The sequence below is a fragment of the Pseudoalteromonas sp. S1727 genome, from assembly GCF_005886375.1.
In the GTDB taxonomy this organism is placed as follows: Bacteria; Pseudomonadota; Gammaproteobacteria; order Enterobacterales; family Alteromonadaceae; genus Pseudoalteromonas; species Pseudoalteromonas haloplanktis.
Genome location: NZ_PNDT01000022.1, coordinates 26,327 through 48,853 on the forward strand (window position 1 = coordinate 26,327; position 22,527 = coordinate 48,853).

Sequence of the window (22,527 nt, forward strand, 5' to 3'; positions counted from 1 at the left end):
TTTGCAAGCACGTTTCTAAAACTGATAGCTAACATCAAGACCATAACGGCGACCTTCCCCTTTAAAGTCTTCTAGCATGCCAAGAAATGAACTTAAATCAAATTTTAAATTACTGTACTCTGTATCAAATAAATTTTTCCCCCAAACTACAAAGCTAAAATTATCAACTTGATAGCGAATATTCCCATTTACGATACTGTACCCATCTTGCATAGCATACGGGTTTTGATTTTGATCAAAATAATATTCGGACTGGTAATCAACAAGTAATTGGGTAGTTAAAGGGTTACCAGCTAGCTCTAACTGATACTCAACGCCCACACTGGCATTCCATTTTGAAGTAAAGGGTAAGCGGTTATCAGTTAAACTGTTACCTAATGGATCTTCAAATTCTTCAAATTCAGCATGAGGAATATAACCCAGTGCAAGCCGCATCGACAACGTATCCGTTGCTTGATAATCAAATTCAGCTTCTAAACCATAAATTATTGAGTCACCAACATTTTCAAGAAGTTGTACAGGTGGTTTTTGCGCCGATTTAGAAGGTTGATTCATAAATACTTGCTGATCATTATAATCATAATAAAAAGCAGCCCAATTAAACCGTATACCTTGCTCTGGCCACCATGATTTAGTGCCAACTTCATGGGCATTGAGACGCTCTTTACCATAATCGGCTAGTTCCGCTTGCTCAGGAGACGATAAAAACCCCCCATTATAACCACCACTTTTGGCGCCATTGGCAAAACGATAATAACTGTGAGTTGAATCACTAATGAGGTAGTTAATTGCAATTTGACCCGAGAAGCCATTGTCGGATTGCTGTCCTTGTACATGATAATACGGCACTAAACTGCCCGCTAAATCCGCAGTATCTATGACAACATTTAAGTGTGCAACTGAATCATAATCAAGTGATTCGTACGAATACCGTAAGCCCGCACTAATCATCCAGTCAGCATTAAGTTGGTAATCTAACTGGCTAAAAGCAGCTATATTTTGCGTATCAATTTGATTATCGTAAAAGAAAGTAGCAGTTAAGTCAGTAGCGAGTATACCCCGCAGATCACGAAGAATATCATTTACATTATTTTGTTGGATAGATTCGTCCGCAATGTACAGGCCACTGGTTAAAGTATGCCCATCCCATTGTGTTTGCAGGCGAAGTTCTTGGCTAAACAAATCAGTATCAAGCCCTAAACTACCCTCACACAACTGTGCTGGCGAACCATCACAATTAAACGCATGGGAGCGCTTTAGCTGGTTATAACTGCTAATAGAGACAACTTCATTACGATCATTAACTTGCCAATTGAGGTGTGCGCTGACCCCTTTACCATCCGTTTTGTGAGGGGAGTCATTATTGACCTTTACAGTATAAAAATCATCACTTGCGTCATTAAAACCAAAATTGTCAAAACACTTTGTTGAACCCGCTTGGCTCGCACTACAACGCTCACCAGTTAAAGGATCTGCAATGATACCAATATTACCCACCGGCTGGACAATACCTTGCCAATCTTCTATATGACCTTGCAATAACAATTGCAGGTTATCAAAATCACTTAATAGTGATAACCGGGCACTGGTTTGTTCCATTCCCGCAGTCGGTGCTTGGTCAAAAGCGTTGCGAGTTGAGTATTGATAATCTTGATGATTGATAGCAACACGAAATGCAGTAGAATCACTTAATTGATTGTTATACATCGCATCAATGTTAAATGCATGGTTATTTGCTACCCCTGCTGTTAGGTAACCCGTCTCAGTGAATTCGGGGCGCTTGGTACGGATCAAAATAGCGCCGCCTGTTGCATTACGGCCAAATATAGTCCCCTGCGGGCCACGTAGAATATCAACCTGCTCAATATCAAAAAAGTTCACGATTTGGTTACTTGCTGAACCTACAGCGACATCATCGACATAAATCGCCACCGGTGACGTATTAGCAGTGTTGTAATCAACTAAGCCAACTCCGCGAATATTAACCGCCGGTGGTGTGCCTTCAGCAGCATTTTGGCTAATTTTTAAATTTGGTGCAAAAACAGATAACTCAGTTGAATCCTTGTAGTGTTGATTTTTTAGGGTATCTCCTTTTACCTGACTGACTGCAATACTGACGTCTTCAATCGCTTGCGCACGCTTTTGGGCATACACCTCAATCACTTCGAGGCTACTTTGCGTAATCGTTGCTTCATCATTTTGTGCCTGCACAACCGAAGATAAAACAAAGCTCGATGAGCACAGTAATAAAATACTATTTGAAAAAGCATGAGTGTGGCTTTTCATAAGAGAATGGACCTTAACACTGAACATATGTAAACATACTGTAATTATTTGTGATTATAGACTAATTTATTGATTAAAGTCGCCTAAATAGCGAATCCAATCTATTGTTTCACGACAACTAAAACGCATCTTCCCCACTAATATGCTGTGGATATCCACACAGTGTTCGTGCGGTTTGCATGCCTGCCATTACTGCTGCTTCTACACAACCTGCATTAACACCTGTTTTTATCCAATCACCAGTGATCAACAAATTACTAAACTGCGTACCATCCGTTGCTAAACGGTATTGGCTTGAACCTGTGACCGACAGTACATAGCGCTCACTTGGGTCAACATTTACCCGCCAATATTGTTGATCTAAGCGAGCGTGACCAGTGGTATTATCCGCATACAAAACAGACCAATCAAAAGCATTATTGTTATAGGCTAACGGCCATAACGGCTGCATATTAGTAGTCACCAATTGGGTTAAATTTTCTTTAACTTGTGCTTTAGCGGTTGCAGGAAAGGTGTACTCACTTTGTGGCGGGTATTCCTTGCATGGAAACGCGCTGCAAAAATAGGCTATATTCTGCGGCGTATTATTTAGTGACCACTGCTCTTTTTCGACTAAATTTTGCATTGCAGCCCAGGTATCAAATGGTTCACTAAAGCTACTCAAAATTGGCCCTTCCTCACTTGGCGGCATGTATTGCCAGCCTAATTGCTGATCTGTTTTAGTTAACCAAAGTTGACTCGCCTGTGTAGCAACGGTTCGTACTTTTTCTGCTTGTGCAGCAAAGTTTGCGTCGATCGCTAAAAGCTGCGGGCAGACATGCTCAAGAGATGCAACTGACACCCCGAGAATCAGCCGGTCAAAGTCTTCATTAAACTGCAGTGTTTTAGTCTCAAGTTCTGTACCAAAATGTGCTTTATAACGCGCAGGCCAATCACTCCAAAATGATTCTAAGTTTATATTATGTTGTTGCAATAATTCAGCTTCTGCTGAGTTTATTTGTTGGTAAAGCGGCTCGCTGGGCCAACAGGGTAAGTTTTTAACATCAACAAGTGGCTGGTATTCTGCACATGTATTTAGGCTCACTTGCTGCTGTAATAGCACCGATTCAACACAGTGTTGACCTTTACTATCAACCCCTGGGGTGAGTTGTTGCAGTTGATGAAAGAACTCAAACTTTACGCCTCTTTGTTTTAACAACTCATACAATGGCGCAAAAATAACGTCTCCCATACCCGCTTGCATTTTCCACATTACGCCGCCACGGTAGCACAATGCAATTCTCAGCATTGCAAGCGCCGCTACTCCCGCTTCTACATTCGGCTTCGTAAAATCCCCTTGCGGATAAGCAAAGACTAAATCATAAAAGCCTCGTACAGGTGCAGAATCCACACTATATTGTTTATTTGCACCATTTTTTAATAACCATTGACGAAAGTCATACTTGTTAATTACGGCAAAACCATCTCGGTACACTTTATCTTTGATCAGGCCAACAAGCATTGCTATTGCAAGATCAGCACAAATATAAATGCGCCTCAGCTGTGCGTTATCGTCCAATAATTCGATGATTTCTTGACTGAGCCAGCGTTTTAGTTTTCTAACAATATACCAAATAACTAAGCTGTCTTTTTTCTCTGTCAACTGCGGCAGCAGTGTATTACTGCTTTGAACAAAGTGGTTAAGTTTCTCAACCAATAAACTGGGTGTAGAAGTAATATCCTGATTTAGATTTTGTATATCATCTGTAAAGGTTCGCCACGCAGCACTATTATCTGCAACCAAGGCGTGAATTTGCTGGTGAAAATGTTGTAATAAAAACTTATCACGCGGTTTTTTTGTGGTTAATTGCGTGTTTTTAGCGTGCACACCAGCCGCTAATTCAACTTGTGGGATCCACTCTTTTAACCACGCAAGGGTCATTTTCACAAAATCCCAAACAGTAATATCGAGACTTCCGTTAGCAGGATCACCCGCTAACACAGGGAAATTTATGGGCCAAGTTTGCCACTGTTGATCAATATGCTCTTGCAGAGCAATAAAACTATGAGGTGTAAATGCTTGCTGCCAGGTACTCAACGCACATGTTGATGGGCGCTGTAATTTATCATAAACGGTTTCAATGGTTTTAAAGCTATTCACATAAGCGCCAAACCATACATGTAAACCATGCTCTTCAATACGCTGTCCCTTTTCAGCATTGCGGCCGCTGGCCCCTTTTCCACCTAAACGCCACCCCTGCTGATAAATCGTTATTTGCCGCTGTTGCTGCCAATTAGCTTGTTCTGTAAGGTATAACGCAGCGGTCATAGCCGCAACGCCGCCACCAATAATGGCTATTTTTTCTTGTGTCATACCGATGCCTTTACGCTGGGAGTAATTGTGTTGCCTGCAGTTGATCAAAGTCCATTTTGATATAAAACGGTAAATGCACAGCTTGAGAACCTAGCTGTAAGCCAAACATCTGTGCTAAAGGGAAGCTATCTAATTGCTGCAAATATAACTGATAATCACCACTGAGCAGTTTAAACTGATGGATTCTTTTTATTTCGGAAGGAGAATGTAACACAGCTTGGTAAACGGCTTTATCAGCGTTACCATCAGGAAACTGTTTAAAGAGTATTTGATCCATTTGTGGATTTACAAAACCATTTAACAACTGTTTTAGCAATGAAAAATCAATTCCCAGATGATCACCATCAAGTAGATTTGCGACCTGCTCACCAAAATCTTCTAACGCAGCTAACATACTTTCAGGCTGCGTAGCCGCGTTTTTAGTCACAGAAAACAATTGATATGATTGTAATTTTGAAGTCGTCGAAAAATGCTTAAAACACTCAAGTGATACTGAGAAATCAGTGGGCTTATCAACTGAGCTAGGCATTTGGTAATCACATAAATATTTGTTGTATCCCCATGTTTCTCGCCCATTTATCAATGCATAAACATTATTTACGCAAATAAATGCAGGATACCAATAAAGGTGCGAAATACCTTCGTCATTGTCTTGCTTTTCAACTTGCGCAATCGGCAACCAAATAATGATATCGGTTTCTTGCATCCACCCCTGTTCACTAAAAGGCGGAGTTAACGAGGCTATTTTTTCTATATCGGTAAACGTCAGTAAAGCGTATTCACCGAGTCCTTGAAAATATAACTCATCAGTTGCAACAAGATTAAGTGTTGAATCAATAAAGTGCTGCACTTTCAGTGGGTCAATTTTTACAAAAAAACCGTACATGTTTGCATTACTCATGCGACAAGGTGGTTTAGCTACCGGGTTAGATAAAAAGTGACTATAAAACGGGTGGTGTGATGCCATAATTTATAATTATTTTATAAGCTTAAAATGTAATTATAGCCAAGTTTTATTACATGGTAGGAAATTCAGTAATTAATAAACGATTATTTTCGACACTTAAATATTTACTATATTGTTGATATGCAACGCTATCGAAACATTTTGACAGTGGATTCATAAAACCATGACCGTGTTCGACTAACTGACATGTCACATTTGCTTGTTGTGCTAAGCGAGTTGCAATTGGATCGACATCAAAGTGAGCTTCTTGCTTTGCAAAAATAAATTCACATTGCACATTCGCAACTAAATCTAAGTGATGGCGAACTTGATTAGGATAAAAAGCGATTAATTTTTTTATAAGGGGATTTTTTACTGCAGCTTGACTTCGCCATGCGGCAGCTCCCCCAGCACTAAAACCTATTATTGTGGTCGGCTTTGCAATACGGGAAACAATAATATTAAGTTTTTTATGATAGTGATCATGTCCACACTTTGTCATAAACACATCATATTGTTGTTGCTCACTCATTACCGCTTGCAATTGCCCTTGATAAGGGTCCACCATCGTACTGGCGCCCTGCAATTGTCGCGTGAAGTGACTTAAATGTGCTGTTTTACCAAAAATATCACTCGCAACTATATACTGCATAACAACTTCTTATTATTTCTAGGTAACGGTAGCCAATAAGGAACGTAGCCACCTCGATTATTTACCTAAATAAAATACAACAGTTAAATGCACATGACTAGAAATAAATTTTAAAAATGCTTGCTTAAACAAAAGCGCTGGGGTAAAGTCGCTTCTTGGTCCTAAAAAAGCCTCGCGGTTAACCTCTTTACCCTGATCCAGTAAGCCCCGCAAAACGTATATTATAGAGCTAAGTTATTGTACGGCGAGAACCCCAATTCAGACTACGGCATATTTTTTAATAGTCGCATAAATGTCATAAAGATCGTCAACACTGTAATGAAGCTAAACACAACATGGTCTATCTAATTGTGCTTTAAAAGCTAATAAAGAAGTTAGCGCACATTAAAGATAACAAGAAAAAAGTGAGTTTTATTATGTCTTATAGTTACAATGGGTCGATGATCCAAATCGCACATCCTGTGCAATCAATTTCAGTAAATAAACAACGTGTTATTTTTTCTGATACGCAAGGTTTAAAAAACACCTTGTTCACAAAAGCAAGTGACGCACGTCAATTTGTTAAATGGCTAAAAGCCAACTAAGCAAATAGTGTTTTGCATGATTGCAATTAAGTGACGCCAGCAGATGCTGGCGTTTTGCATTTTTACTCCCCCTTTATATCACAACTGCTACACTTAACCTTATTATTCATTTATATGCGGTTGATTTAATGCAGTCTGCGCTTATTTTTACGGTTTCATTATTGTTGATCAGTAGTCCTGTATACACCAAAACAATCAACTGGGTTGTCGCTGATTTTGCCCCATACTATATTTTTAATGATCAATACGCCGGTACTGGCCGTGATGAAAGTATTGTTACTTTACTTGAGCAACAACTGCCTGCTTATACTTTCAAGCGCACTATTTTACCTTCGAGTCGAACTATCCAAGAACTGGCAAACCCGAATTATACTTACTGCATGTTGTCACTCTATCAAAGCCCACACCGTAGGCAACATATCCAATTTAGTCAGCAAACGTCCACTGTTGGACTTTCCCCCTCTGTTGCGATCCATAAAGAACTTGCGCAGCAACTCAAGTTAGATCTTAATCAACCGGTATCACTCGACGCCTTGCTGAATCAATATAAACTAGCATTGGGGATTTCGATGAGCCGCTCATATGGGGATGCAATTGATGCGATAATCAATAATAGCGCCGATGCGTCAATTATTATTCGTCCTGGGCGAGATACTTTAGCCAGCTTAACTTATATGCTGAAGAAAAAACGGATTGATATTTTATTAGGTTACCCAAGTGAACATTACTATTTAGCAAAATCAATGGGCTTTGATGATGAGTTAATACAATTGCCCCTAACAGAGGCTCCTGAGCTAAGTTATGGTTATATAGGTTGTACTAATAATAAACAAGGTATTGAGCAAGTAAAGATATTGAATACAGCACTTGAGCAAGTAAAGCAGCAGGCAGCTTATCAGGAGATATTATTGCGTTGGTTGCCGGACAATCTCAAACCATTACTCGAACAACGGCTGAAAATAAGCAAAAGCGCCTCAACTCAGTGAGGCGTTTTATCAATGTATAATAACTAACAAAGCGTACTACTTACGTATACCTTCAATGTATAAACCAATATCAACATGGGTAGACGCTGGACCTAGGTTATAATCAATACCAAAGTCAGCTAATTTCAAGCTAGTTTCGCCTTCAAAACCAACACGGTAGCCCCCCCATGGATCTTTACCTTCACCAATTTTATCAATTTCAAAGGTAATTGTTTTTGTAACGCCATGTAGAGTAAGTTCACCTGTCACGTCAGCTTCATCGCCATCATCATCAAATTTGATTGACGTACTTTTAAAGGTCGCTGTAGGAAACTTATCAACATTTAAAAAGTCACCACCGCGTAAATGTTTATCACGCTCGGCGTGGTTAGAATCAATACTTTTAGTATCAATGGTTACCATGATTTGTGACGCATTCGGGTTGGCTGAATCATAACTAAAACTGCCATCAAAGGTATTAAAACGGCCATGCAGCCAGCTGTAGCCTAAATGTTTAATTTTAAAGTTCACAAATGCATGTGCACCTTGGGTATCAATAACATACTCTGCAGCGTGTGTAGCCGAAGCTGCAAACATTGTTGCTGTAACAGCTGCTGATAAAAGTAATTTTTTCATTTTTTAATCATCCTTTTGTGGTTTGATCATTCTAATTAAGGTTTTATCTTTATCGATAAAATGATGTTTTAACGCCCCAAGTGCATGTAATACCACAAGGCCTATTAAGCTACAGGCCACATAGTAGTGAATTTTACCTGCAATATCTGCTTGATTAGCTACTGATAAATTAATTGCGGGAATACTAAATAGCGTAAACACCTCAATCGAACGACCATCCGCAGTAGAAATCAAATACCCTGAAACAACAATGATACAAAGCAACACATATAGTAATAAATGTGCTGCATGCGCCACTTTATTTAACAGCGGATCACTGTTTGATAAAGGTTCCGGTTGCGTGCCCAGCGCACGCCAAGCGAAGCGAAATATTAATAACGCTACCAGCGTAATTCCGACGCTTTTATGTAAATCTAATGAACCTTTGTACCAACTATCATAGTAAGTCAGTTCAACCATGTACAAACCAAGACCAAACAAACCTATTACCATTGCAGCCATTAACCAATGTAATGCTATGGCGACAATACCGTACGAAGATTTTGTGTTTCTAAACATACCTACTAACTCCGCTATTCATTAACAACAGCATAGCCCCTCCCTAAATAAAAGAAAACAGCAATAAATAAACAAGTTTTGTGCGTATACGCACAACTGTGCTAAAAGTTAGTCAGGAAAAACAGATTTGAGTAGATACGTGTTTAGTTATTTTCTACTAAAGCTATGTATATTTGCGTTGTTGGATCAACTTGCAAACAGGTGATCAGGTTTTCTTTAATCAGTTCTAGCATGGCGATGAAACTAACAACAACACCACTGCGTCCTTCTTCTAAGGTAAAAAGCTCACTAAAAACTAATTGTGTACCCGCGCTAGAGAGTTTGGCTAAAATAAGGCTCATACGCTCTCTAGTTGACAACGCTTCTGCGGTTATTTGATGGTGTTCAAAGGTTTTTGCCCGTGCCATTACATCACTAAGAGCAAATAATAAGTCTTTTAAATCAACATCAGGTAACAATTGCGCTTGCTCATCCTGCTCTGGTACCAGCGCCTGTGCAATAAATATATCACGACCAACACGGGGAATATCGTCAAGGTTTTCTGCGGCCAGCTTAAATTGTTCATACTCTTGTAAGCGGCGTATTAACTCGGCCCGAGGGTCCTCTTCTTCTTCAAGCTCTTCATGCTTAGGAAGCAGCAAGCGTGATTTAATTTGCGCCAATAAGGCAGCCATCACTAAATATTCACCAGCCAGTTCTAACTGAAACTCACTCATCATTTCCACATAATGAACATATTGCTCGGTAATGCTAAAAATAGACAGCTCTAAAATATCAAGCTTATGTTTTTTAATTAAATAAAGTAATAGATCAAGTGGGCCTTCGAAGGTTTCTAAAATAACTTCCAGCGCATCAGGTGGGATATATAGATCTTCAGGTGTATCGGTGACTTCCTTACCATGCAAAAAAGCCAGCGGCAGCTTTTGCTGCGCCAGCTCTTGGGTTTGAGCTACCTGTTTAGTTTGGTGCTCACTCATGGTTTAATACGATTATTCAAATGGGGTGGTATCGCCACAGCCTACGCGAAGCACTTCAACAGTATCTTCAGATAAATCAATAACTGTGGTTGCTTGCTCAGCTAAATAGCCACCATGGATAATTAAATCCACCAAAGGGCCTATGCGATCGCGAATTTCATCGGGATCCGATTCAGTGAACTGCTCACCCGGTAAAATTAATGAACACGACATCAGTGGCTCGCCTAATTCCGCTAACAAGGCGCACGTGATTGGGTGCTCAATAACACGAATACCAATGGTCTTTTTCTTGTCGTTTAATAATCGTTTCGGTACTTCTTTTGTGCCTTTGAATATAAAGGTATATGGCCCTGGTGTATTGTTTTTAATTAATCTAAACAATTGATTATCTACTCGTGCATACGTCGATAACTCAGATAAATCACGACATACCAAAGTAAAGTTATGGTGTTTTTCAATGCCACGAATACGTTCTATGCGCTCTTTCGCTTGCTTGTTTCCTAAATTACAACCAATCGCATAGCCAGAATCCGTTGGGTATACCACCACGCCGCCTTGTTTAATAATATCCACCGCTTGTTTGATCAATCGTGGTTGCGGATTATCCGGATGAATATGAAAAAAATCACTCATGTGTGTCTCCTGTCTGCCCTTCCCAAGTTTGCCAAACACCTCGGCAATCTTTTGGCAGGTATAAGTTTTTTCCTAATTCTAGCCAACTAGTAGGAAAATGAAAATCAGATCCTTGCGAACACAACAAATCGTATTCGCGGCTCAATTCGCCTAAAAACTGGCGTTCACTCGGCGCTTGTTGTGGCTGTGCAACTTCCATTGCATCCCCTCCCGCCGCTTTAAATTGACTTAATAATTTACGCAGCCATTTATTCGACATTTGATAACGGCCAGGGTGAGCAATAACGGCAACGCCGCCTGCAGCATGGATAGCGGCAATTGCGGTTTGCATATCACACCAATCACTTGGCACATAGCCTGTTTTTGCCCGTCCAAGGTATTTTTTAAATACCCCAGGAATTGTCGTAGCCACACCGCGAGCAATGAGTGCCCGAGCATAATGAGCACGCGTTATTTGTGCATCTTGTGCAAGTTCTTGCGCTTGCTGATAAATGCCATCAAAGCCGTTTTTCTCTAAGCGACGACCTATTTCTATTGCTCTGTCTGCGCGTTTTTGTTGTTGTATAGTTAATAAATCAGCCAAGGTTGGCTCATCAATATCTACGTTCAGTGCTACTATATGGATCTCAAAACTTTCCCACTTAGTGGAGATCTCCACTCCGTTGATCAGTTTAAGCGGCAATGCTTGGCTTTGGATATAAGCATGAGCAGGTTTGATTGCTGCAGTAGTGTCATGATCGGTGATCGCAAACACATCGATGTTTTTTTCAACTGCACGCAATAATAACTGCTCAACACTCAGTTGCCCGTCCGAATGTGTGGTGTGGCTATGTAAATCGTATTTTATCAAAAGAGAAGACTGCTCATATTAAATGTGCGAAAGTTGTTATTAAGTATAACAAAATTTTTTAATAAATTGTTTTAAATAAATACTTGACACTAACGCCGTTGATACGGTTTACTGTAGCCACTTAAGACACATAAAGAACAAAAACAATGATCAATTCAATCCAAAACACTATTTGGTGGTGGCACTCTTAAATTAAGGGTGGCGAATTGTCGTGTCTAACACATTCAAAACCCGCTTATGGCGGGTTTTTTTATATTTAAATTTTAGGGTAACAAACATGAATAACGTAGCAACTCTTACACATCATTGGTGGTGGCGCCTGGTATAGCGGGACGGTAATGGTCTATCTAAAACATAGGTATCGTTATTCAAACCCCGCACAGCATCGCTTGCGGGGTTTATTTTTTGAGGGAATGAGGTTTGATTTTTAGTCATATAACAACAACACCAGGTGAAGTTACCAGCATCACCGAAGTGCGAGAATATATCCACAGCCCACTAGCATTATATGGGCTACTTGATAAAGACAATTCACTGCTTTTAGAGTCAGCTGAAATAGACTCTAAAGACAGTGTTAAAAGTTTGATTTTGGTCGATTGTGCCCTGAAAATTATCTGTACAGGTAAAACCGTCACAGTAACGGCGCAGTCTAACAATGGCTTACAGTTACTGCCCTACTTGCAAACTAAACTCGACAATTGCCATACGCAATTAGACGGTTTAACCCTAAGTATTGAATACCAAGGTACTGACAGCAACATTGACGAAGCATCAAAACTCATTGCCGATAATGCCTTTAGTGCACTGCGTTGCTGTATCAATAATATTAGCAGTACCACCGAAAACCCGTTTTCGCTATTTTTAGGCGGGGTTTTTGCTTATGACATGGTGGCTAATTTTGAGCAGTTAAGCGAGGTGCCTGATGGTGAAAACAGTTGCCCTGATTATGTATTCTACTTAGCTGAAACTTTAGTCGTGATTGATCATCAAGCCAAAACGACCGAATTAATTGGCAATGTATTTAATGGTCCAGATGTACATGCAAACTGTTTTGAAGTAGGTAAAAAGCTCGAACGTTTAAATGCATTATGTGATGAGGCGGATAGCTTTACAGCAAACCAAAGCACAGGCAGCAGCGAAGTAACTGTGGATATTAGTGATGAAGACTATTGTCAGCAAGTTAATACCTTGAAAAAGCATATTGTTGACGGTGATATTTTTCAGGTCGTGCCATCACGGACATTTTCTTTAGCGTGTGCAAACCCACTTCATGCATACAGCCAACTTAAAAAACAAAATCCAAGTCCGTATATGTTTTATATGCGTGATAGCGAGTTTGCATTATTTGGCGCATCGCCTGAATCAGCGTTAAAGTTTTGCGCTGATTCGCAGCAAGTTGAAGTCTATCCAATTGCAGGCACCCGCCCTCGTGGTAAATTTGCTAATGGTCAGATCAATCCTGATTTAGACAGCCGAATTGAACTTGAATTGCGTAACGATCAAAAAGAGCGTGCAGAACATTTAATGCTGGTTGATCTAGCCCGTAACGACGTTGCTCGTATTAGCGTACCCGGTACTCGTCACGCTAAAGAGTTATTAAAAGTAGACCGTTATTCACAAGTAATGCATTTAGTATCACGTGTTGTTGGCACATTAAAGCCAGAACTGGATGCCCTGCACGCTTATCAAGCCTGTATGAATATGGGCACATTAGTCGGTGCCCCCAAAGTCAGTGCCGCAGAGTTGGTACGTCAAACCGAAGGTAAACGCCGTGGCAGTTACGGTGGCGCTGTTGGTTATTTAACCGGTGACGGTGCAATGGATAGCTGTATTGTTATTCGCTCAGCCTTTGTCAAAAATAACATCGCTTATGTACAAGCCGGTGCCGGAGTTGTGTATGACTCAGATCCACAATCTGAAGCAAACGAAACCCGCGCTAAAGCACAAGCGGTGATCACAGCCATTCAATCGACGTATCAAGGACACTAAAATGAGCGTAACTAATACTAAGCTAACGGACGTTAAAATTTACTTTTTAGATAATTTTGATTCATTTAGTTATAACTTAGTCGATGAACTTTCTATGTTAGGCAGCGATTTAGTGGTATATCGTAACAACATAGATGCACAGGTTATTTTTGACAAAATGTGTGGTGAAACTAAGCCGGTCATTTTAGTACTTTCACCAGGTCCTGGCACACCCTCTGCGGCAGGCTGTTTAATGGCCTTGATTGAATTATGTAAAGGCCGCTTCCCAATGCTGGGAATTTGCCTAGGTCAGCAAGCGTTAACACAAAGCTACGGCGGAATTATCGGTCATGCGGGTGAGACAGTTCATGGTAAGTCATCCATTATTGAATTGGGTGATCATCCAGTATTTGCTGGCATGGGCGAACGTATGCCAGTGGCACGTTATCACTCTTTAATGGCCACTAAAGTGCCTGACAGTGTTAGCGTGATTGCCCATTATGAAGCGATCCCGATGGCGATTTATCACCACGATGATAAAGCGCTTGGGTATCAATTTCATCCTGAGTCTATTTTGACGCCAAATGGCGCCGCGCTACTTCAACAAAGTATGCAATTTTTAGCCAATGCACAGCAGTAGAGGACAGTATGCCAGTAAACCAACAATCAGCCAGTGAGGCGAGCATTGGCTCAATGATTGATGTGTTATTAACGCAAACATCATTAAGCTTTAGTCAAAGCCAACAATTATTCGATGCCATTATGCAAGGTAACGTTAATGATATCGAACTTGCCGCCATTTTAGTCGCATTAAAAATAAAAGGCGAAGTGAGCGATGAGATCGCCGGCGCTGCGGCATCAATGCGTGCCAATGCCGTGCCTTTTGTTACCAACTTAACACAACTTGTCGATAGTTGTGGCACCGGAGGCGATGGGTCTAACACCATAAATATAAGCACCACTGCAGCCATCGTTGCCGCAGCATGCGGTATTAATATGGTCAAACATGGTAACCGCAGTGTATCGAGTAATTCTGGTTCTGCCGATTTACTCAAAGCACTGGGTATCAATATCGATATGACCCCTGAACATGCCACACACTGTTTAGAGCAAACGGGGTTTACCTTTTTATTTGCACCGCACTACCACAGTGGTGTCCGTCATGCGATGGGAGTACGTACCACCTTAAAAACACGTACTATTTTTAACATATTAGGACCACTGGCCAATCCAGCGGCACCAGATGTGCAACTGCTGGGTGTTTACGATGAAAGCTTATGCCTACCAATGGCAGAAACATTAAAAACATTAGGTACAAAGCGCGCAATGGTGGTACATGGCTCAGGCACTGATGAAATAGCCCTGCACGGCTTAACCACAGTTGCAGAGCTTAATAACGGGGAGATCCGTCAATATACAATCAGCCCAGCAGATTTTGGTCTTGCAAACTATTCACTTGAACAACTTGCCGGTGAAGGGCCAGAATATAACGCGAATGCAAGTCGCGCTATTTTAGCGGGTACGGGCACTGACGCACATAATGCTGCAATTATCGTTAACGTAGCCGCATTACTTTATTTAACCAATAAAGCTGATGATTTAAAAAGTGCCGCCACGCAAGTTAAAGAGGTTTTACAAAGTGGCCGTGCATTAAATACTTTAAATGCCATTGTCACTAGTAGTAACAAAGAACAAGCTAACACCGAGGTAAGTAATGGCTAATGTATTAGACAAAATAGTCGCTGATAAAAAAGTAGAACTCGTTGAGCGCAAAGCCAAACGCCCGCTTGAGAGCTTTAAACATCAAGCTGTACCGACAAATCGTGATTTTTATCAAGCCCTTGCAGCACCTGGTACACAATTTATTTTAGAGTGTAAAAAAGCCTCACCGTCAAAGGGGCTTATTCGTGAGCCGTTTGATTTAGCTGAGATCACCGGCGTATATAAAAACTACGCTAGTTGCATTAGTGTATTAACCGACGAAAAATACTTCCAAGGCAGCTTTGATTATCTTGAGTTTGTTCGTAGCCAAGTTGAGCAGCCATTGATCTGTAAAGATTTCTTTATTGATGAATACCAAATTTATATGGCACGTATTTATGGTGGCGATGCCATTTTATTAATGCTGTCGGTACTTGATGACAGCCAATACCAATCGCTTGCGAACGTTGCTAAAAGCTTAAATATGGCCATTCTAACCGAAGTAAGTAATGAGCAAGAAGTACACCGTGCTCTGGCCCTTGATGCTCAGATCATTGGTATTAATAACCGTGACTTACGTGACTTAAGTACTAACTTAGCCACTACTGAGAAGCTTCGTAAGCTTATTCCTGATGATAAAGTAGTTATTTCAGAATCAGGTATTTATACCCATCAAGATGTAAAACGCTTAGCTCCTTTGTGTAACGGCTTTTTAATTGGCAGCTCGCTAATGGCCGAACGTGATTTAGAGCGCGCCTGCCGTAGTGTTATTTTGGGCGAGAACAAGGTCTGTGGATTAACTCGTAGTCAAGACGCTATTGCCGCTTATGAAAGTGGTGCTGTGTTCGGCGGTTTAATATTCGCCCCAAAATCGCCACGTTATGTTGATCTTGATTGTGCTTTACAAATCACCCAAAGCGCCCCACTTGCTTATGTCGGTGTATTTGTAAATGAGAGCATTGCTAATGTCGCAGAGCATGCAACAAGCTTAAAGCTAGCTGCGGTACAATTACACGGTCAAGAAGACGAAACTTATATAAACCAACTACGGCCGTTATTACCAAACAACTGTCAAATTTGGAAAGCACAAGCAATTAAAGACAGCTTGCCAGAGCCTATGAGTGGTATTGATCGTCATTTATACGACACCCACAGCGACACCCAAGCAGGCGGCACAGGTAAAACCTTTGATTGGGCCATTCTCAAAGAAGCGAAGCAACCATTTATGCTCGCCGGTGGCTTAAACGCAGACAATATTCAAGGTGCATTATACCAAGGCGCGCATGGACTTGACCTAAATTCTGGGGTTGAGCAAAGCGCCGGTAAAAAATGCCCAAACAAATTAAATGATGCATTTATTAGCATCCGTAAATATTGAGGTTACTATGAATAATCCAGCTTATTTCGGCGAATTTGGCGGCATGTTTGTCCCAGAATTGCTCGTACCAGCACTAAAACAACTAGAAAACGAATTTAATAAATCGCAAACAGATCCTGCTTTTCAAGCTGAATTTGAAAAATTACTTAATGAATATGCTGGCCGCCCTACGCCACTGACATTAACCCGTAATTTGATTAAAAACCCAAAAGTAAAATTATACTTAAAACGTGAAGATTTACTGCACGGCGGCGCTCATAAAACAAACCAAGTGTTAGGCCAAGCTTTGTTAACCAAACGTATGGGTAAGAAAGAAGTTATCGCTGAAACTGGCGCAGGCCAACACGGTGTAGCAACCGCACTTGCATGTGCACTACTTGGCTTGAAATGTCGTATTTACATGGGGGCTAAAGATGTCGAACGTCAGCAGCCAAATGTGTTCAGAATGAAATTAATGGGGGCGACTGTTATCCCTGTTACCGCAGGCTCAGGCACACTTAAAGATGCCGTAAATGAAGCACTACGTGATTGGTCTGCAAATTATAAAGAAGCACATTATCTACTCGGTACAGCAGCAGGTCCGCACCCTTTCCCAACCATGGTACGTGAGTTCCAAAAAATGATTGGTGAAGAAGCCAAACAACAAGTATTAAAAGCGGAAGGTCGCCTACCTGATGCGGTACTTGCCTGTGTGGGTGGTGGCTCCAATGCCATTGGTATGTTTACTGACTTTATTGACGAGCCAAGTGTGAAGCTCATTGGTGTAGAGCCTGCTGGTAAAGGCCTTGATACCCATGAGCATGGTGCAACCATCTGTAAGGGCACAAAAGGTATCTTACACGGTACTTATACGTACATTATGCAAAATGATGATGGCCAAATAGAAGAGTCATACTCTGTTTCAGCGGGTCTTGATTACCCTGCTGTAGGTCCGCAGCATGCCTTTTTACATGAAACAGGCCGCGCACAGTATGTTGGTATTACTGACACTGAAGCACTCGAAGCTTTCCAGTTATTAGCTAAAAACGAAGGCATTATACCTGCGCTTGAATCAAGCCATGCCCTTGCCTACGCCTTAAAATATGCTGAGCAGCAAACTGAAGACACCATCTTAGTGGTGAACTTAAGTGGTCGTGGTGACAAAGATTTAGCACACGTTATGGATGTACTTTCTAAGGAGGAGCAGTTATGAGCCAAGCAACTACTCAAAAAACAGACCGCTACGGTAAAATGTTTGCCAGTTTGAGCGAGCAAAACCAAGGCTCATTTGTACCCTTTGTGACAATTGGTGATCCAAATAAAGAATTGAGCGTTGAGATCATTAAAAGCTTAATAGATGGCGGTGCTGACGCATTAGAACTCGGCATTCCATTTTCAGATCCAATCGCTGATGGTCCCGTTATTCAAGCGGCTAATATTCGCGCTCTAGATGTCAATATTAATACCCAAGATTGCTTTGATATTATTAAGCAAGTACGTGAATATAACGCCGATATTCCAATTGGTTTACTACTGTATTCAAACTTAGTGTTTAAACGTGGCCTAGAGACGTTTTACAAAGATGCAAAAGCGGTTGGTGTTGATTCTATTTTAGTCGCTGACGTGCCGCTGCATGAATCAAAAATGTTTCGTCAAGCGGCTATGAATAACGGCATCGACCCTATTTTCATCGCCACACCAAACGCCCCTGATGACACCTTACGTGAATGTGCCTCTTACGGCCGCGGTTACACCTATTTACTTTCACGAGCTGGCGTTACTGGCACTGAAACTAAAGCACAGATGCCGGCATCTTCAATTGTTACTAAATTAAAAGAGTACCACAGCGCACCTGCGTTACTGGGCTTTGGTATTTCGACTCCAGAAGATGTAAAAGCCGCGCTCAATGCGGGCGCTGCGGGTGCCATCTCAGGCTCTGCTGTGGTTAAAATCATTGAAACTCATCTGGAAAACCCACAAGCAATGTTGAATGGTTTAAAAGAATTTGTAGCCGCAATGAAGGCAGCTACAGCTCTCTAAGCACAACCAAAGGGCGCTCAATGCGCCCTTTTCAGCTAATGTGCTTGGTGTTTACCTTCAATAATTTCTTCTATGAATTTACGATTAAAAGCAGCTAGATCCGCAGGGCTTCTGCTCGTAACTAAACCTCTATCAACACTCACTTCTTTGTCGACCCACGTAGCACCAGCATTAATCAAATCAGTTTTAATACTTGGGAAAGAGGTTACTGTGCGGTCTCGCAATTTATTAATTTCTGCTAATAACCATGGTCCATGGCAAATCGCTGCGACGGGTTTGTTTTTATCGGCTCCAAAAAAGCCATCAACAAATGCTTTTGCATCTTTGTCAATCCGCAAACTATCCGGGTTAAATAAACCGCCAGGTAAGAGCAATGCATCATAATCATCACTACTGGCCTCACTGGCGAGTTTATCCACGGCCACTTTATCGCCCCATACATCTTCATCCCAACCAGTAATTTCACCTTCTTTGATTGAAATAACCTCAACAGTTGCGCCTGCGTCTAATAAAGCATCTCGCGGTGAAAACAGCTCACTTTGCTCAAAGCCGTCAGTTGCTAAAATTGCTATTTTTTTGCCTTTAAGTTGGCTACCAGTTTGTAATGTAGACATGATATCTCCTTATTTTATTAAGCTTAAGGATATAAAAGCAGACACCATGCCAAATATAAGATGTTGAAATTAAAGGGGGTATAGCTAGGAAATGACAAGCACTCTGTAATTGAGTAACAAAGTGCGAAGATTCTACATTATAAGGCGTCTTTCAATGCTTTCGCTGCTTTAAACACTGGCTTATTGGCTCCTTCTATTTCAATTGCTGCGCCTGTTTGTGGGTTGCGTCCTGTGCGCGCCGGGTAATAACTCAAGGCAAATGTGCCAAAACCATTTATTTGTACTTGATCGCCTTCAGAAAGTGACTTGGTGATCACAGCTAACATGCTTGATAAAGCTGCTTGGGAATCTTTCTTGGTTAATTCACTGCGCGCCGACATGGTACTGATAAGCTCTGATTTATTCATAAAAATGCTCCTAAAAACCCCACTTATTCGATAACTGTTCAGTGGATTTTGGTAATGATTGAATACAAAGGCACGCAGGCTAAGGGTTAGTAAGCACTAAGTCAACCTTGTAAACAACACAATAAGTTGATACAACCTGTGCAATTATTTTTTGTTCTCACATTTTGAGCTATCTATGCATGCATTAATCGAGTTTATTCCGCTAGTATTATTTTTTGCGGTCTTTAAGTTAGTTGATATTTATTGGGCAACAGCGCTATTGATGGGCACCACGCTTATTCAAGTTGCCTATTCTTATTTTAAAAAAGGAAAAGTACCAGCGCGTCAGTGGTTATTTTTTGCCATCGCCGTCATTTTAGGCACGCTCACACTCGTTTTTCATGATGAGCAGTTTGTGAAATGGAAGGCCACAATTATTTATGCGGTGTTGTCTGTAACTTTATTGAGCAGCCGCTACTTGATGGGCAAGAACCTCGTCAAGCAAGCACTGAGTTCAGTGTTAAATAATGCCTTTGAAGCAGAGCAAGCCATTAGCGTACCTGAACCACTGTGGGACAAACTCAACTTACTATGGGTTGCCATTACAGCCGCTATTGCAGCACTCAATATTTATATTGCTTATAGTTTCTCTCTTGATTTTTGGGTTAACTTTAAAGTGTTTGGACTGATGGCTATTACCTTTGTCAGTATTTTTGTCAGTATCATCATGCTCTATAAATATTTACCTGATGAAGACCAGCCTAAAACCGACGATAGCAAATTTACATAGTGTCATAAATCTGTCGTCTTAGCTTGATAGGCTATTAAACAAAATCATGCTGAGACGACCTTGAACGCCAATCAATACCGCTGGTTTGAATTTACCCTGATATTTGTTTGCCTGCCCTTACTGGGTTTTTATCTTCGCGCTCACCTTGCTAATTGGTTGATCCCCGCACTTATTGTACTGATGAGTGTTTGTGGCATGCTACTACTTAGCGATCCCCACTTTAAACGCTTTAGGCTCACCAGCTTTGGTGAATTTTCTGCGGTCAAACGCCGACTATTTAGCTTCTTTTTTATAGGCGCGCTCTTCTCAGGGGTATTTTACGGCATCATCAATCAAGGTAATTGGTTTTTGCTACCGCGTAATTCATTCCACGATTGGCTGCTGCTTCTGCTTTTGTATCCGTTATTATCTGTAGTGCCTCAAGAATTAATATTTCGCACCTATTTTTTTCATCGCTATAAACGCATCATGCCAAAAAAAAGCCTACGCATCGTGATCAGCGCCACAGTGTTTGCATTAGCGCATATTGTTTACGCTAACTGGGTAGCAGTACTGCTAGCGTTTATTGGTGGCTTATTGTTTTCATTTACCTACGCACAAAGCCGTTCTACTTTTGTATGTGTAATTGAACACAGCTTATGGGGGTTATGGATGTTTACCTTAGGCATTGGGCAGTACTTAGATTCGTCGAACGTCGCCTAGATAAATGAAAAGCCGTGCTAAATACTACACAGGTAAACTTAGCACGGCTTTATTATGGGAAGCTCAATAAAGCGTGATTAAAAGCCGAAGATACTCATCGCAAAAAACTTAGTTGCAACGGTATTTACAAATATCAGCAGTAAAATCACAGGAATGAAGGTTGAGAGTGATAAATTCACGTATTTTTCAGTAAAACTTCCCGTATAACCCGGACACCCTTGGCTGAGCTCTTCACTTAATCGCACTTTTTTCCAGCGATACATTACAAATAAACACACCATTAAACCATTCAGCGGTAATATCGTGTCGTAAAAAACATCGTAAACAATATCAAACAAACTTTTTGAACCGCTGCCATAATGAGTGAATGACGTTAAGCCCTCGACCATACCAAATGACATGGTACATAGTATCGTCAACAGGCCAATGCTGCCGGTTAAAATTAACAAAGCCATTTTACGGCTGATGCCTTTTCGGTCGCTGAGCGTGGCTGTTGGTACTTCAACAATCGAGACTAACGACGTGATAGCAGCAAAAAAGACTAATAAGAAAAATATAAATGCTACAATTGATGCGCCTATGTAGCCGATATCAGCCTGTAACGCGAGTAAGATTTTCGGCAAAAATTCAAAAATCATCGACACGGAAGAATCTGATAATTTACTTGGATCAGTCTCTGGATTGAAACTAAAAATAGCTGGCAGCACCATAAGACCTGCGATAAATGCCACCAATGAATCTGTTAGGGCGACCATTTTAGCACTGCCCACGATGTCATCTTTTTTCGAGATATAAGATGCGTATGTCATCAAAATCCCCATACCGAGTGATAATGAGAAAAACGCTTGTGCAAGTGCACCGTTTAATACACTGGCATTCATTTTAGTAAAGTCAGGAATAATATAATACTTCACACCCGCTATCGCATTATCCAGTGTTAACACATAAACCACTAACGCAATTAACAACACAAACAACGCAGGCATTAAAAACTTCGCGGCTTTTTCAATACCTTGCTTAACACCGCCGACTAAAATTAAGTTAACGATAATCGCCACTGCAGCCATATAGCCAAATACGCTAGAGCTATTAATAAATACCCCAAAGCTACTCGGATCGGCTAGTACATCTAAGTTACCAACGGCGACTTGGCTTAAATAACCAAAAATCCATACTGTTATGACCATGTAAAACACAGCAATCATAAAAGGCGTTAGTACCGCTAAAAAACCTGCAAAACTCCATTTACTATCATTTCCTGATAATAATTTATATGAACCAAGAGGATCTTTTTGCGCTTGGCGACCCATCGCCATTTCAGCCATCATTACGGGTAAGCAAATAAACACGACAAATAATGCATAAACGAGTAAAAATGCACCGCCGCCATTTTTTGTAGCCGAAACAGGAAACCCAACCAAGTTACCAATACCGACCGCTGAACCTGCAGCCGCTAATATGAATCCGAGGCGGGAGCTAAAATGCTCACGTGTATCGCTCATTTAAAAAACCTTATTATTATTTTGTAT

General features: G+C 40.9%; 22 protein-coding genes. 10 read left to right on the forward strand and 12 right to left on the reverse strand.

All coding sequences use genetic code 11. From position 1 onward, the window contains the following. Positions 1 to 15: 15 nt before the first annotated feature. From CWB85_RS07190 to CWB85_RS07205, 4 genes are all read right to left on the reverse strand, one after another. Positions 16 to 2,286, reverse strand: a complete 2,271-nt coding sequence (locus tag CWB85_RS07190; protein WP_138554534.1) for a TonB-dependent receptor — start codon at positions 2,284 to 2,286, stop codon at positions 16 to 18. Positions 2,287 to 2,404: 118 nt separating this feature from the next. Then, positions 2,405 to 4,639, reverse strand: coding sequence for an NAD(P)-binding protein (locus CWB85_RS07195; protein WP_138554535.1), 2,235 nt, complete (start codon positions 4,637 to 4,639; stop codon positions 2,405 to 2,407). 10 nt (positions 4,640 to 4,649) lie between these two features. Continuing rightward, positions 4,650 to 5,606, reverse strand: a complete 957-nt coding sequence (locus CWB85_RS07200) for an acetoacetate decarboxylase family protein (protein WP_138554536.1) — start codon at positions 5,604 to 5,606, stop codon at positions 4,650 to 4,652. A gap of 49 nt (positions 5,607 to 5,655) precedes the next feature. Continuing rightward, positions 5,656 to 6,237, reverse strand: coding sequence for a dienelactone hydrolase family protein (locus tag CWB85_RS07205; RefSeq protein WP_138554537.1), 582 nt, complete (start codon positions 6,235 to 6,237; stop codon positions 5,656 to 5,658). 416 nt (positions 6,238 to 6,653) lie between these two features. Between CWB85_RS07205 and CWB85_RS22470 the strand changes: the two genes are divergently transcribed. Beyond that, positions 6,654 to 6,821, forward strand: a complete 168-nt coding sequence (locus tag CWB85_RS22470; protein ID WP_016709369.1) for a hypothetical protein — start codon at positions 6,654 to 6,656, stop codon at positions 6,819 to 6,821. A gap of 128 nt (positions 6,822 to 6,949) precedes the next feature. Beyond that, positions 6,950 to 7,807 (forward strand): TIGR02285 family protein, encoded by an 858-nt coding sequence (locus CWB85_RS07210; protein ID WP_029216192.1) that lies wholly within the window; start codon positions 6,950 to 6,952, stop codon positions 7,805 to 7,807. Between the two features lie 36 nt (positions 7,808 to 7,843). Here the strand turns inward: CWB85_RS07210 and CWB85_RS07215 are convergent, their stop codons facing one another. The 5 genes from CWB85_RS07215 to rnm form a co-directional block, all read right to left on the reverse strand. Beyond that, positions 7,844 to 8,422, reverse strand: coding sequence for a YceI family protein (locus CWB85_RS07215; RefSeq protein ID WP_138554538.1), 579 nt, complete (start codon positions 8,420 to 8,422; stop codon positions 7,844 to 7,846). A 3-nt stretch (positions 8,423 to 8,425) separates the two neighbouring features. Next, complete coding sequence (locus CWB85_RS07220; protein ID WP_016709366.1) at positions 8,426 to 8,980, reverse strand: cytochrome b; 555 nt, start codon at positions 8,978 to 8,980, stop codon at positions 8,426 to 8,428. Positions 8,981 to 9,123: 143 nt separating this feature from the next. After that, the gene (locus CWB85_RS07225) at positions 9,124 to 9,957 is read right to left on the reverse strand and encodes a segregation and condensation protein A (RefSeq protein WP_138554539.1); all 834 of its coding nucleotides are present in this window, start codon (positions 9,955 to 9,957) and stop codon (positions 9,124 to 9,126) included. 12 nt (positions 9,958 to 9,969) lie between these two features. Next, positions 9,970 to 10,590, reverse strand: coding sequence for an L-threonylcarbamoyladenylate synthase (locus tag CWB85_RS07230; RefSeq protein ID WP_016709365.1), 621 nt, complete (start codon positions 10,588 to 10,590; stop codon positions 9,970 to 9,972). Next, positions 10,583 to 11,440 carry an RNase RNM gene (gene rnm / locus CWB85_RS07235; protein WP_016709364.1) on the reverse strand — a complete coding sequence of 286 codons (858 nt, stop codon included), beginning with the start codon at positions 11,438 to 11,440 and terminating at the stop codon, positions 10,583 to 10,585. Before rnm ends, CWB85_RS07230 begins: the two co-directional genes overlap by 8 nt. A gap of 420 nt (positions 11,441 to 11,860) precedes the next feature. Between rnm and CWB85_RS07240 the strand changes: the two genes are divergently transcribed. From CWB85_RS07240 to trpA, 6 genes are read left to right on the forward strand one after another with little or no spacing between them, the layout of a single operon-like run. Then, positions 11,861 to 13,429, forward strand: a complete 1,569-nt coding sequence (locus CWB85_RS07240) for an anthranilate synthase component 1 (RefSeq protein WP_016709363.1) — start codon at positions 11,861 to 11,863, stop codon at positions 13,427 to 13,429. Position 13,430: 1 nt separating this feature from the next. Next, positions 13,431 to 14,048, forward strand: a complete 618-nt coding sequence (locus CWB85_RS07245) for an aminodeoxychorismate/anthranilate synthase component II (protein ID WP_016709362.1) — start codon at positions 13,431 to 13,433, stop codon at positions 14,046 to 14,048. Positions 14,049 to 14,101: 53 nt separating this feature from the next. Beyond that, positions 14,102 to 15,130: an anthranilate phosphoribosyltransferase gene (gene trpD, locus CWB85_RS07250; RefSeq protein ID WP_138554552.1), complete on the forward strand. Its 1,029-nt coding sequence runs from the start codon at positions 14,102 to 14,104 to the stop codon at positions 15,128 to 15,130. Beyond that, positions 15,123 to 16,487: a bifunctional indole-3-glycerol-phosphate synthase TrpC/phosphoribosylanthranilate isomerase TrpF gene (gene trpCF, locus CWB85_RS07255; RefSeq protein ID WP_138554540.1), complete on the forward strand. Its 1,365-nt coding sequence runs from the start codon at positions 15,123 to 15,125 to the stop codon at positions 16,485 to 16,487. Before trpD ends, trpCF begins: the two co-directional genes overlap by 8 nt. A 7-nt stretch (positions 16,488 to 16,494) precedes the next feature. Further along, the gene (gene trpB, locus CWB85_RS07260; protein WP_029216190.1) at positions 16,495 to 17,679 is read left to right on the forward strand and encodes a tryptophan synthase subunit beta; all 1,185 of its coding nucleotides are present in this window, start codon (positions 16,495 to 16,497) and stop codon (positions 17,677 to 17,679) included. After that, positions 17,676 to 18,506: a tryptophan synthase subunit alpha gene (gene trpA / locus CWB85_RS07265; protein WP_016709358.1), complete on the forward strand. Its 831-nt coding sequence runs from the start codon at positions 17,676 to 17,678 to the stop codon at positions 18,504 to 18,506. Before trpB ends, trpA begins: the two co-directional genes overlap by 4 nt. Before the next feature lie 35 nt (positions 18,507 to 18,541). Here trpA and CWB85_RS07270 read toward each other — a convergent pair whose 3' ends face one another. Both CWB85_RS07270 and CWB85_RS07275 read right to left on the reverse strand, forming a co-directional pair. After that, positions 18,542 to 19,120 (reverse strand): type 1 glutamine amidotransferase domain-containing protein, encoded by a 579-nt coding sequence (locus tag CWB85_RS07270; RefSeq protein ID WP_138554541.1) that lies wholly within the window; start codon positions 19,118 to 19,120, stop codon positions 18,542 to 18,544. A gap of 137 nt (positions 19,121 to 19,257) precedes the next feature. Continuing rightward, positions 19,258 to 19,527: an HU family DNA-binding protein gene (locus CWB85_RS07275; RefSeq protein WP_016709356.1), complete on the reverse strand. Its 270-nt coding sequence runs from the start codon at positions 19,525 to 19,527 to the stop codon at positions 19,258 to 19,260. A 175-nt stretch (positions 19,528 to 19,702) separates the two neighbouring features. Between CWB85_RS07275 and CWB85_RS07280 the strand changes: the two genes are divergently transcribed. Next, a complete protein-coding gene (locus CWB85_RS07280; protein WP_138554542.1) occupies positions 19,703 to 20,296 on the forward strand; it encodes an inner membrane-spanning protein YciB in 594 nt (197 codons plus the stop codon). A gap of 60 nt (positions 20,297 to 20,356) precedes the next feature. Next, a complete protein-coding gene (locus CWB85_RS07285; protein ID WP_016709354.1) occupies positions 20,357 to 20,998 on the forward strand; it encodes a CPBP family intramembrane glutamic endopeptidase in 642 nt (213 codons plus the stop codon). 77 nt (positions 20,999 to 21,075) lie between these two features. Here CWB85_RS07285 and CWB85_RS07290 read toward each other — a convergent pair whose 3' ends face one another. Beyond that, a complete protein-coding gene (locus CWB85_RS07290; RefSeq protein ID WP_016709353.1) occupies positions 21,076 to 22,500 on the reverse strand; it encodes a sodium-dependent transporter in 1,425 nt (474 codons plus the stop codon). Positions 22,501 to 22,527 lie beyond the last annotated feature (27 nt).